General features: G+C 46.8%; 12 protein-coding genes. 4 read left to right on the top strand and 8 right to left on the bottom strand.

From position 1 onward, the window contains the following. Nucleotides 1–724 precede the first annotated feature (724 nt). The 8 genes from VP504_RS03075 to VP504_RS03040 all read right to left on the bottom strand — a co-directional run bounded on the left by VP504_RS03075 (nt 725) and on the right by VP504_RS03040 (nt 8,820). Complete coding sequence (locus VP504_RS03075; RefSeq protein ID WP_325892888.1) at nt 725–1,138, bottom strand: hypothetical protein; 414 nt, start codon at nt 1,136–1,138, stop codon at nt 725–727. Continuing rightward, nucleotides 1,104–1,757, bottom strand: a complete 654-nt coding sequence (locus tag VP504_RS03070) for a winged helix-turn-helix domain-containing protein (RefSeq protein ID WP_325892887.1) — start codon at nt 1,755–1,757, stop codon at nt 1,104–1,106. The genes VP504_RS03075 and VP504_RS03070 overlap by 35 nt, the downstream gene beginning before the upstream one ends. Before the next feature lie 552 nt (nt 1,758–2,309). Then, a complete protein-coding gene (locus tag VP504_RS03065) occupies nt 2,310–3,332 on the bottom strand; it encodes a LacI family DNA-binding transcriptional regulator (protein WP_325892886.1) in 1,023 nt (340 codons plus the stop codon). A gap of 51 nt (nt 3,333–3,383) precedes the next feature. Beyond that, nucleotides 3,384–4,577: a Gfo/Idh/MocA family protein gene (locus VP504_RS03060; protein WP_325892885.1), complete on the bottom strand. Its 1,194-nt coding sequence runs from the start codon at nt 4,575–4,577 to the stop codon at nt 3,384–3,386. Nucleotides 4,578–4,610: 33 nt separating this feature from the next. Next, a complete protein-coding gene (locus VP504_RS03055; protein WP_325892884.1) occupies nt 4,611–5,267 on the bottom strand; it encodes a hypothetical protein in 657 nt (218 codons plus the stop codon). 5 nt (nt 5,268–5,272) lie between these two features. Beyond that, nucleotides 5,273–6,430 carry a Gfo/Idh/MocA family protein gene (locus VP504_RS03050; protein WP_325892883.1) on the bottom strand — a complete coding sequence of 386 codons (1,158 nt, stop codon included), beginning with the start codon at nt 6,428–6,430 and terminating at the stop codon, nt 5,273–5,275. A 177-nt stretch (nt 6,431–6,607) separates the two neighbouring features. Then, on the bottom strand, nt 6,608–7,612 hold the full coding sequence (locus VP504_RS03045) for a sialic acid TRAP transporter substrate-binding protein SiaP (protein ID WP_325892882.1): 1,005 nt from the start codon (nt 7,610–7,612) through the stop codon (nt 6,608–6,610). Nucleotides 7,613–7,932: 320 nt separating this feature from the next. After that, on the bottom strand, nt 7,933–8,820 hold the full coding sequence (locus VP504_RS03040) for a helix-turn-helix domain-containing protein (RefSeq protein WP_325892881.1): 888 nt from the start codon (nt 8,818–8,820) through the stop codon (nt 7,933–7,935). Nucleotides 8,821–8,940: 120 nt separating this feature from the next. Here VP504_RS03040 and VP504_RS03035 point away from each other — a divergent pair, with 120 nt between their 5' ends. The 4 genes from VP504_RS03035 to VP504_RS03020 are packed head-to-tail and all read left to right on the top strand — an operon-like array spanning nt 8,941 to nt 12,673. Then, entirely contained in the window at nt 8,941–10,002 is a 1,062-nt protein-coding gene (locus VP504_RS03035; protein ID WP_325892880.1) for a 4-oxalomesaconate tautomerase, read from the top strand. A gap of 23 nt (nt 10,003–10,025) precedes the next feature. Beyond that, nucleotides 10,026–10,898: an amidohydrolase family protein gene (locus VP504_RS03030; protein WP_325892879.1), complete on the top strand. Its 873-nt coding sequence runs from the start codon at nt 10,026–10,028 to the stop codon at nt 10,896–10,898. A gap of 18 nt (nt 10,899–10,916) precedes the next feature. Continuing rightward, nucleotides 10,917–11,627, top strand: coding sequence for a 4-carboxy-4-hydroxy-2-oxoadipate aldolase/oxaloacetate decarboxylase (locus VP504_RS03025; protein WP_325892878.1), 711 nt, complete (start codon nt 10,917–10,919; stop codon nt 11,625–11,627). Beyond that, the gene (locus tag VP504_RS03020) at nt 11,624–12,673 is read left to right on the top strand and encodes an amidohydrolase family protein (protein ID WP_251875293.1); all 1,050 of its coding nucleotides are present in this window, start codon (nt 11,624–11,626) and stop codon (nt 12,671–12,673) included. The genes VP504_RS03025 and VP504_RS03020 overlap by 4 nt, the downstream gene beginning before the upstream one ends. Nucleotides 12,674–12,682: the final 9 nt, after the last annotated feature.

The following is a 12,682-nucleotide window of genomic DNA, read 5'->3' as shown; positions in this document are numbered from 1 at the left end:
TTCTTTTAAATTTTGAATAAGGAAGTTGAGATAAAAGAATATAAAAACAGACTAACCCGCAAGGTGAAAATTATTATGTATCAATTTTAAGACAGGATGTGTTTAGTGTTTAAATTAGAAAGAGCTTGTTTGCTAATGATAATGATTAACAGGCTTTATAAGCCTTGTGATAGGTTTTTTATATAGTTTATATGGAATGATATCTGGTTAAGGTGCGTACTCTTAGACTTTATAAAGTATCAAGGGGTTGTCTAGAATTCTGGCTTTATGTGTATTAAAAGTAGGCTGAATGGGCTGTAAAAAGTAAAGGTTTTTATATGGTAAAAAACACAATGATGTGTACACACATTATGCTTTTCACTTATATATTAATGACATATATGAAATGTAATTTTTGTTCTGATATTTTAATGAAGAGGTCTTAATGTCTTTTTTAATATCTAAGAGGAGATAATATCGAACGACCATTCTAAAAATTTTATTTGAGTGTGATTAAAATACTTTTAATTGAAAATAATGAGTGTAGATAGATTTGTTATGGTACTTTTTTATTAGATAAACATTAGCTTTCTAGTTTATATGAGCACTGATGCAACACGATTTGATATATGGTTATCTTTCATGTCTTTAAAGTTTAGGTGAGTAGTTATGGGTTGCTATCGAAAAGGTATGCAAAATAACATCAATTCAATGCATATGGCTTGAGGATGTTGTATTTTATTGCCTAGTAAAGACATGCAAGTGACATCTGATGGGGATTTTTAGTTTTTGGGGAAAGAAAAATGAGCGCGCACTTTTCGTCAAGCGAGTAATATGCATGTATTGTGGAGCGTAGTGGTACCAGGTCGTTAAGCAACAAATTGCGATTAGGTAGTTGGAGATCATAGGTATAGCTAACGTGGAAAGTTTTGTCCTTTTTTGGATCAAAATCTTTCTTATATTCAGTCACGCGGATGTCGAGCGTATCCTTAAATTGTACTGTGTGCGAGAGCTTGAGATACTCACCGACTGATACTGAACCGATCCACTTAGAGTTTTGCTTTTCCGCATTCAGAAAAATGAGCGTATTCGCAACAATTGCCCCAGCAATAAAAAGTACGAACTTATGGGCAGTTAATGATTTCAATGTCTTTTTCATAAATGCACTCTTTACCTTCAACGGTCACTATTAGCTTGTTTTCGTCATCTGTCTTCTGAATGTGGGGGTATGGCGTCGCAAGACGCGTTTCGATAAACCTCTTTTTTGATTGATAGGCTCCAATGAAGTGGCTGATATTGATGACAGTGACGACGGCTAATACCGCAACTATCGCTAACCGAACTGATGTGCTGTTAATTGATGCTTGGTCATCAACTGTTTGAGTTTCATTAATAACTTCAGCAAAACCAGGTGCTTTTTGAGGTATATTTTCAACCTGAACAGAAATGGTTTCGCAATTTAGCGAGTAACCTTGGCCCGGAACGTTGCTTATCAGCGTTTTATCCGAATCTTCCAGCACTTGGCGCGTCCGGTTTATTAATTGCGGGAGACTTTCTTGCGAAATATGCTCTGAACCCCACACGTATTGGGTTATAGCTTCTCGGATGATTTTATTGGGTGCAGCGATGTACAGGCACTCAATGAGTGCCTGTTGCTTGTTGGTCAGTCTTTTGGCGTTTCCAATAACATCTTTCCCATCCTGATCCTGAGGATAGAGATACTGGGTTTGGCGATCCCAACGGAATTGGCCAATAAAAATGCGTCCAGATTCACTCATGATATGTGCCGATGGAAAAAGGGAGCGGATTATAGAACTGTATTATTAACTAGGCAAGGATCAGAAATGTTGAAAATGTGACCGTGTTTGATCTTTATCTCGCGTACTGACAGTAAGCCTCTGATAAAATGGTTAACACCAAACTAATGAACACATTCATTGAACTGTGTGATCTTTCTAACGTCACTTACTTTGTCGCAAAGAAATGGCTAAAGAGTTGCGCTATGACAATCCTTTATAATCCTAAACCTTTGAATAGTATGTTTTAGTCTTCGCAAATACGCTAACTTCTTCGTTAAATTCCACGGAAATAGAAGGACTATTCCTCGTGAAACTTGCGCGGAGGTGAACGCATTGATGACTTCTGAATGCAGCATCTTCAGGTCGTTTGGGTATACATGTAATAGCCTGTATAGCATCGGTGAATTTGGGTACATGATAGATTTTTCCGATATCGCCAACTTCAACCGAGCTTTCCAACATTGAGAAGACTTTCTCCGGGCGAGTGTCTTTTCACAGGGGCGTCTGCTTACATAAAGCGTGCACCTTAAACTAGGTGTTTTCGCTGGTATAAATAAAGAAAGGAAGTAAAGTCATTTTCTTTTGCTGTGTTTCTTGTTGTTTAAGGCTCGCAAACATTTCGACCGCTTTTTCAGCTACTTGATCAAAGTCGGCAGACAGGACCATGTCCACACCACCTTGAAGCAGTTCAGTTCTTGCCTGTGCAGTGAGTTCGGTTGATACAAAAAATGGCCGCCTGTCTCCACCGTACTCAATGATTGCTCGTCGAATACCACTTGCACCGCCACCGGCACTGAAAACACCGACCAAATCTGGTGTTTCGCACAGTAATTTCTTGGCTGCCTCATAGGCTTGATTATCATCGTCTGAACTGACAACTGATTCCAATATCCTGAATGCCGGTGCTTTTTCTCGGAAATAACTACGGAAACTGATTTCCCTATCTTGCTGACTGAGATAGCGGTGGCTACCGATAATCACACCGACAGTTCCGCGATCGCGGCAGAATCTATCCATTGCCCAAGCTGCTGTTCTTCCCCGCATCCGGTTATTCGTTCCGACAAATCCTGCCAGGTTGGTTGCTGAAAGATCCGACAGAATGGCGACAACAGGCACATCTTTTTCTGAGAGTTTATCAATGGCTTCTGTTACGAAAGGATGATCGATAGACGTGATGGCAAGAACGTCCACTTTTTTTCCCAGTTTCATCATTCTCGCCGCAATTTTTTCTGGCTCCAGACTATCGAAAGTTTCAATCGTCAGTCTGGAGTTTACGTTTTCCAATTTAGTCCCCTGTGCTTCGAATGCTTCTCGTAGAAGATGGGAAATATTGCTTTGCAACAGAATACCGCAGTGTATTGAAGGCGATTGCACATCGCTTTGCACATCGCTGAACGCCGCCGGGGGACGCCAACCTAACTCTTTTGCTGCTGCGATGATGCGATTTGCCGTAGTACTTTTTACTGGTGCACGCTGGTTAATCACCCTATCAACCGTGGCGACACTCACTTTCGCGTACTCTGCGATTTGCTTTATTGTGACTCGCTTTGCCAATCGTGCCCCCTGGAATAGCGTTTGGCGGATTGAGTAACCCGCCTCATTTAATTATCGGCAACTTACCCACGTACCGCCTGAAGTATTTGATTCGACAGATGCTTCAATGAATCTTACACCTTTTGCGCCATCGCCCACTGTCGGATAATTGAGCCAGCCTTCAGGCATAGATATGCCATCCTTTCTAGCAGCTACCGCCATCGCAAACTCGGTATAAAGGTTTGCCCACGCCTCAATCAAGCCTTCAGGAAAACCACGACCAGTGCGAACAATCCGTTCAACAGCAGGGTAGATGCCATGTCCCTGACCACGGCTTAACACGCGGTCAGGTTCTCCATATTTGTTGTATTTGAGCTGTTCGGCATTTTCCATGTCCCACTCAAGGCCGCCTTCGCTGCCAAAGACGCGCAAACGCAATCCACCGCGGTTACCGGAAGCGATACGTGTTGCCATTAACGTTCCCGGTACATTGCCGTCGTAGCGTGTCATCATAAAAACAGTGTCTTCAAGGGGCTTTGGAGCGCCGCAGACATGCATTTCAGCACGAAGGTCAGTCATATCCAGCCCTGATACAAAAGTAGCGAGTTGGGCTGCGTGGGTGCCGATATCACCAGTACAGCTCGTGGAGCCGGACTTCTTAGGGTCTAAGCGCCATTTAACATGTGCTGCCTCACCAACATCATCAGGGATCATCCAATCCTGCATAAACTCAACGTGGATTTGCACGACTTTGCCAATTGCCCCGTTTTTTACCATTTCTCGCGCTTGTCGAATCATGGGGAAGCAGGACATGGCATAACAGACACCAAACACTTGTCCGGTAGATTCAGTTAAAGCGACTAAATCTGCAGCTTCTGAATACACATTGGTGAGCGGTTTATCGCAGAGCACATCAATCCCCACATTCAGAAACGCTTCTGCTGCTTCAAAGTGAACATGATTCGGCGTGGTGATCATCACTGCATCAATGCCATCCTCGCGTCGGGATTCTTTCTCTGCCATCTTTTGATAAGAGGAATAGCATCTGTCTTCCGGCAAAAACCACTGCGCGCCTCTTGCCTTGGCTTGCTCTGGGTCGGAAGAAAGCGCACCTGCTGCGATCTCCCATCGATCGCTCAGCCTTGCTGCCATCGCTTGCGTGATGGCAATACGTCCGCCACCTACAATGCCAATTCTCAATCGACGCGAAAGGGTGGGGAAAGCACCCTCAAAATCTATGTTTTCTGGTAGTAATCGTGTTGCCATTTTGAATCCTTTTTTCTGGGCTTAACGTCGGATTTATCTTGGGATGGGATTGCCGGACGTTAGAATTTCAATCGCCATAAATATGCCTGGCGTAATGGTTTCGTATTGGTGCCATGGGTAATTCAGCTCATTATCGAACATGGGTTTGTGCGTACAACCCGGTGCCATGGTCTCTTCGAGAAACAGCGTTGAGATATCTTTCTCGCGGCACTGCTGCATTTTCCCGAACCCAACGATTTGGGTATGCACTTCCTGAGGCTCCTCGCCGCCCAAGTGCACGTGGTTTTTATGAAGACCCACATTCAAAGGCACAGTAGACGCGTGATACATGCTGAACTGGATGTTGCCGACTGCGTTTTTCGGCGACATATAGTGTCCAACGCCTTTTAATCTTTCTTCACGACGAATCTCATAAGCCAATGGCCAAGTGCCTCTGACCTTTTCCAATAGCGCATTTTCATCTTCAAAATCATCAAAACGTTCCACCAATACGCACTTTTCTACGTTGAACAGCGTGACATCGGCAGCGATGATAGATTGAAAAGGTGCCAGCCACATGCCAGCTGCATAAAGCGGAGAATCAGCGAGATTCAGGACGATGGTTCTTTCTGTAATGAGGATTTCTGGTTCATCAACGATGTACTTTACGGTGAAAAACGGTTCCGCAAAATTCAATGTTTCGAGACTCATGGTGTTCAGGCTCCGTTTTCACTGTTGGGGAAATCTTCAGGTAGAGCACTTGGTGATTCACAGCGGCTTTTTATCTCGACAAACTGTCCGGTTTTGGCCGACTCAAGAATGCCAAACATCACTTCACAAACATGCTGTGCAAGCTCGCCACTGGCGCGGGCTGGGCGCTGATTTTTCACCGCATAAGCCAGATCGAGCAGGCCAAGACCACGGGCTTCTTGATTAAAACCGTGTGTGTTTTCTGCTACTGACCAAAATTCAAGGTTAGGCGTGCGAGGGCGGTAAACCCAACGGGCGGTTTCCCGAGTTTTGTAGAGCACCTGACCGCCAAAGATGTTGAAGCCGTCGGTCGGGTCAGGATCGTTGATGCAAAGCGTCCCGTTTTCGCCGTAAATTTCCATACGCGGCGTTTGTGAATCCCACACATCGAAACTTGCCATTAGTGAGCCCTGAACGCCGGATTCAAACTCCAGAAGGGCGTTGATGTGGGTATCAACATTAACAGGAATTTTTTCGCCAGCTCGGGGCTTTGATTCAATCAAACGCTCATCCAGCGTCTTTTTGGCCAAACCACAAACGCGGGTGATTGGACCAAGAAGAGCAACCATGGCTGTCAGGTAATAAGGCCCCAGATCCAATAGAGGGCCACCGCCATTTTGATAGTAAAAGTCCGGGTTAGGGTGGTGGCGTTCGACGCCGCGGGTCGGTACAAACGCCATCACTCCGGTTGGCGTACCAATCACACCTTGATCCATCAGCTTTTTACAAGTCTGGAGTCTTCCACCAAGGAAGGTGTCTGGTGCATTGCCCACGTAAAGGCCTTTTGCCTTAGCTAGGGCGAGAATTTCTTCTCCATCCGCTAAATCAGTCACGAACGGCTTTTCAGAGTAAACGTGTTTTCCGGCGTTCAATGCGGCGATAGAGATCTGTGCATGAGCGGCGGGAATCGTGAGATTCAATACACAGTCAATAGATGGATCATTAATGATTTCATCGGGCGTGCAGACACGCGGGATGTTGTAGGCTTCGGCTTTTTGTTGAGATTCCTCGATGTTCAGGCTGGCACAAGCGACAATATCTATGAAGTCGAACTTCTGGCAAGTCGTTAAATACTTGTCGCTGATAACACCACATCCTATTAAGCCAATTCGGAACTTTTCCATTTTTATTCTCAGTGCTGTCTTGGGGTAATTTGCTGTGTGATGTTCACTTTCCTCAAAGTGAGCAAACCCAAAGCGCTGTTAAGGCACTCTTTTTTGATTGTGTTGGGAAAGTGAAGAGGAGGCACCGCAGCGATACTGCTGCCACGATGCCAAGTTTAGTTAGTCTGGATTCCTGAGTTACAGCGCGTTGATTTTGTCCAGCAGACCTTCTGGCCATTGCTCTGAGTAGTCAGAGGTCAGGTAAGCGCCTTGAACCGTCTCTTGGAACGCTTTTAGGTTTGGTTCGTAAACTTTTAGGCCTTGATCTTTGAAGAACTGAACCAGTTCTGCTTCGAGAGCAAGCTGTTTCTGGCGCGCAGATTCTGCAGCATCATCAGATGCTTTCTGCAAAGTTGCTTGCTGCTCAGGCGTGAACTTGTCCCACACTTTCTTCGAGATAGCGATGTAGTTCAGGTCAACCAGATGACCAGTCAGAACAATCTGCTTGGTGACTTCATAGAACTTCGCGTCTTTGTCGGTTGGCAGCGGGTTGTCCTGACCGTCAACAGCACCGGTTTGCAGTGCGGTATAAACTTCAGCGAAAGCCATTGGTGTTGGGTTTGCGCCCAACGCTTTACCCAGGAATTGCCATGCGTCACTGCCTGGCATACGCAGTTTCACGCCTTTCAGATCCGCTGGTGTTTTCACTTCGAAATCTTCGCGAAGGTTGACGTGGCGACGGCCGAGGTACATCACACTCAGCAGTTTCACGTTTAGCAGGTCTTCAGCTTCTTCTTTCAGACCATCCATGAAGTCAGCGGCGAATACGCGCTTCTGGTGTTCTGCATCACGGTGTACGTAACCTGCCGAAAAAATGGAGAATGCAGGAATAAACTCGGCAAGCTCCTGTGCGGAAGTGATGGTCATGTCCAGGTTGCCACGCGCAATAGCTTCCAGATCGGTACCTTGTTTGAATAGTGAACTGTTCCAGTGTCCTTCGAACTCAGCAAAGTCGGAGACTGCTGGACCGAAAACTTCGGTCATCGCAACTGCGCGTTGGTCAGTCGCTGACGCTGACGCAGACATTCTCAGTTTGGTGTCTGCTGCGTGAGCGAAAGAGGTTGCGCCCATTGCAACGACCATCGCTGCTGCTGTAACTACTTGCTTCAGTTTTGGTCGCGCCAATAGTGCTGTCGATTTCATGCTTAATACCCCTGCATTGTGTTGTTGGTTTGCATTCCATTCCGTTTCATTATTGGTCTTGTTATTTTTAGTTAGCAAGATGTTAACAGTATTTTAAATGAGACAAATCAATCATCATTAATGATATAAAAATATCATTTAATACTGAGTGTAAGAGAAAGCTGACAGGGGTATTTATAAGTAAAATATTGATTATTTTAGATTTGAATAGAAAACTAGGCGATTTTTAATGATGTAATTATTGCTTGGAAAATCTAGGAATATTATTTTCAATTAAGGTCAAAGGAACCGTTTAAGCCAACTTAATCGCATAGTGGACGTTAAATTTGACGTTGGTTTTCCGCAACCCGTGCCTTAAATTGTTTGGGCGCCTGTCCAGTATGCCTTTGAAAGAAGCGGGAAAAGTACCCAGGATCCTTAAATCCAAGCTGATACCCAATCTCTTTGGCTGATAATTGAGTGAAAACTAGCAGGCGTTTAGCTTCATCCAGCAAATGTTCATGGACAATCGTTAACGCTTGCTGGCCTGCAGCGCGCTGACATACACGATTGAGCTGTCCCTGACTCAACCCCAGCTTTTCCGCATATTTTCTGACTTGCCAGTGCTCGGTGGCGTGGGTATCAACCAAACGGACAAAGCTCTCGAATAAGGCTGTTTTTCCGTCCGTACTTTCCGGTATATCGCTGCGTTTCCCATATCTTGCCAGCATAACGAACACAATCTTCAGGTAAGCACCAATGATAGAAGCCTGACCCATCTTTGGTACGTGGAACTCTTCAAGTAACTGGTCTCCCATTCTTGTGATTTCTCCCTCATCCGTGTGGGCATTCAGAGGGATCACCATAGGTTCACGAAAAAGTTGCGCGAGCCCCTGTCTTTCGGCGTCGTTAAATAAACTCATCATGAAAGGATGGGAAACAGAAACAATAAATCCCGTCACGCCTGGCTGGTGCGCGAAGCCGTGAACTTCTTTTGCAGGAATGGAAAGGACACAGCGGCCATGGTATTCGGCACTTTTATCGCGAATATGCGCATGCATGGAACCGGATTCGAGAATCATTAACTGATGAAGATTGTCATGGCGGTGTGGGTGGATCTCCCAATTGTGCTTAGGCAGTGACTGCTCCAACCGCGCAATGTGCATGTAGTCTGGCGCTGTTTCTGGAAGTTCTTCGCCATAGAGAAAGTAGTGGGGGATATCAGCCATTCAGTACAACCTCAGGAAAACGGAATGTTAAAAATGTACAACAAAATGTGAGAAAGTTGAATTTATTGCGAACGACATCATGCCTATGCTGGTTCTTAAAGGACACAAGGAAGGTGAGAGATGTTGGCAGTTCCCTACATGCAAATGCGCGGTGGCAGTTCTAAAGGGCTTTATTTCTTAGCCTCAAATCTGCCGAGAAATGAAGCATTGCGCGATCAGGTTATTCTCGATGCAGTCGGTCGTGACGCACGTCAGATAGACGGTTTGGGTGGCGGCCATCCGCTGACAAGTAAAGTTGCCGTTGTCTCGCCATCAACATTGTCTGATTGTGACGTCGACTACCTGTTTGTGCAGGTAGTGGTAGGAGAGAACCGTGTTGATACCTCACCAAACTGCGGCAATATCCTCGCCGGAGTCGGTGCATTTGCGATTGAAAACGGGTTGGTTGATGCCGAAGATGGCATTACGACCGTTCGCGTGAATATGCTCAACAGCGGAAACCGCTGCGACCTCGACGTACAGACTCCCAATCAAAAAGTGCAATACGAAGGTGATGCTGCGATAGACGGCGTACCGGGCACTGCGGCGCCTGTTATCTGCAACTACAAAGACATCGCAGGCTCGATTACTGGGAGCCTGCTTCCTACCGGAAATATCAAAGATACCTTCGATGGCGTAGAAGTCACCTGTATCGATAACGGAATGCCAGTCGTCCTAATGCGTGCATCTGACCTTGGCGTTTCGGGGTATGAATCTGCTGACGAGCTCAATGCCGACGAAACATTAAAAGCCAAAATTGAATCAATTCGCTTGCAGGCGGGCGAGGCAATGAATCTGGGTAATGTGACTGACAAGGTCGTTCCCAAGATGAGCCTGATTGCGCCACCTGTAAATGGTGGGCACATCTGCTCACGCACCTTTATCCCAAGAGTCTGCCACACCGCAATAGGTGTCCTCGGTGCTGTGTCAGTAGCAACGGCTGCTGCCATGCCTGGAAACGTGGCTGAAGGCATTGCTGAAATCCCTGAAGGCGAAGTGAAGACGATTTCTGTTGAGCACCCCTCTGGTGAGTTTTCAATGACGTTAACGTTTGATGATCAAAACAACGTTACAAAAGCCGGGCTGCTGAGAACCGCAAGATTGCTCGCCAGAGGTGAGCTCTTTGTCCCTATCAACAAATAACAAAAACAATGAGGAGTCATGGAATGACCAAGCCAAGCTGCATGCCACCAGATAACAACACGCGAACACCGCGTTTCGTGGCACCACCCAAATCTTGTGACGCTCACTGTCATGTGTTCGGTCCTCACGCACAGTTCCCTTATGCGGAAACAGCGACCTACTGGCCGCCTGATGCAGGTAAAGATGCGCTGAAAAGTGTTCACGACAAATTAGGTATCGAGCGTGCAGTGCTGGTTCAGGCGAGCTGCCATGGTCGCGACAACCGGGCCATGATGGATGCGATTGCATCAAGTAATGGGGCTTACCGCGGCGTTTGTATGGCGGATGACACCTTTACTGACAACGATTTTCAGGATCTACACGAAGGCGGTGTTCGCGGCATTCGCTTTAACTTTGTGACTCATTTGGGCGGTGCGCCAAACCTGGAAATGATGGAGAGAGTGCTCGAGCGTGTGAAGCAATACGGCTGGCACTTGGTCATTCACGTGAATGCAGAAGACATCATCAAGTACGAAGAATTCTTCAACCGTATCGATATGACCATTGTGGTTGACCATATGGGCCGCGTGCCTACCTCAGAAGGTGTGGGTCAGCAGGCATATCAGATCCTGCTTGAATTTATGCGCCGTGAAAGCTGGTGGGTAAAAGTGTGTGGTTCTGAACGAATTGCAATAGCACCGCCGTTCTATGACGCCGTGCCATATGCGCAGGGCTTGGTGGAAGTGGCACCAGACCGTGTGCTCTGGGGTACCGACTATCCGCATCCTAATATCAAAAAACACATGCCTAATGATGCAGATCTGTTGGATCTCGTTCCGTTGATTGCACGTGACGAAGCGACCCAGAAAAAAATTCTGGTGGACAACCCAGCAAGACTTTACGGATTTGATGACTAAAGACGCAAGGACAGAAGCATGTCTATGAGAACCATTCAAGGCGTAGCGGTTAAACACATAGAGCGCGCCGATGCCAAAGTCATTGAAGGCTTGGCGGCTTGTGGCAGTGCGACCGTGCATGAAGCGCAGCAACGTACAGGCAACTTAAACCATGAACTGCGTCCGATCTACAAAGGCGCGCAAATAGCGGGTAGTGCCGTCACCGTGCTGGCGCAACCGGGTGATAACTGGATGGTGCATGTCGCTATCGAGCTTTGTCAGCCAGGAGATGTACTGGTGATTGCTACCACATCTCCGTGTACCGACGGTTACTTCGGTGACTTGCTGGCAACGTCTGCACAAGCGAGGGGCGTGCAGGGGCTGATCATTGATGCGGGCGTACGTGATACCAGGGACCTGACGGAAATGAACTTCCCAGTATGGTCAAAAGCGGTTTCTATCAAAGGCACAGTGAAAGCCACATTAGGCTCGGTCAATGTCCCTGTAATTTGCGGTGATCAACCGATTTACGCCGGAGATGTCATCGTTGCGGATGACGATGGTGTTTGTGTTGTGCCACGCTCAACCGCAGAAGCAGTATTGGAATCCGCGCAGGCGCGGATGGAAAACGAAGAAACAAAAAGAGGCATGCTGGCACAAGGCATTCTTGGTCTGGACATGTACAACATGCGCCCAAAATTGGAACAAGCGGGATTTCGCTACGTGGATAAGCTGGAGGATTTGGAATGAGCAAGGCACCGTTAATCATTGACTGTCACGGTCACTACACCACCGCACCGGATGAATTGGGCGAGTACCGTGAACAGCAAAAGAAAGAGTTGGCGATTGATCCACTGTTTGACCATGTTAAAGGGATTGTGAACATCTCTGATGACCAAATCCGCGACAGCCTTGAAGGTGCGCAGCTGAAACTGCAAAACGAACGCGGCACAGATGTCACCGTCTTCTCACCACGTGCAAGCTGGATGGGGCACCACATTGGTAACCAAACCACCAGTAAGTATTGGACGGAACACTGTAACGAGCTTATCTACCGTATTACCGAGCTTTATCCGCAAAACTTCATTGGCGCGGCACAATTACCGCAATCTCCAAATGCGGATATGACAGCCAGTGCGGCTGAGTTAGAGCGAACCGTGAAAGAGTTTGGTTTTGTCGGCTGTAACTTGAGCCCGGACCCTTCTGGTGGCTATTGGACAGCACCGCCGCTGGACGACAAGTTCTACTATCCAATTTACGAAAAAATGTGTGAGTTGGAAGTGCCAGCAATGATCCACGTGAGTGGCTGTTGTCACCGCTGTTTCCACACCACGGGCTCACATTATCTGGGTGCAGACACCACGGCGTTCCAACAGCTGATGATGTCGAAAACCCTGTTTAAAGATTTTCCGGATCTGAAGTTTATTATCCCTCACGGTGGTGGTGCAGTGCCTTACCACTGGGGTCGATTCCGTGGCCTGTGTGACATGATGAATCTACCTTCACTGACAGAAATCATCGAGAACAACATCTACTTTGATACCTGTGTCTACCATCAAGAAGGCATCGATTTGCTGTTGGAAGTCGTGCCAATTGAAAACATTCTGTTTGCATCAGAAATGATTGGTGCGGTGCGTGGCATTGATCCGATGACTGGGCATTACTTCGACGATACCAAACGTTACATCGATGGTTCTAAGCTTAACGATGAAGACAAAGCGAAAGTCTTCAATGGCAACACTCGTGATGTGTTTGCCCGCATGGACGCCAGATTAAAAGAAGTGGGATTGATCTGAGAGGGAAGC

It is taken from the genome of Grimontia sp. NTOU-MAR1, from assembly GCF_035758505.1.
GTDB lineage: Bacteria > Pseudomonadota > Gammaproteobacteria > Enterobacterales > Vibrionaceae > Enterovibrio > Enterovibrio marinus.
Note: the sequence above shows the minus strand (reverse complement) of the source record. Positions and strands in the feature narration are given on the sequence as shown.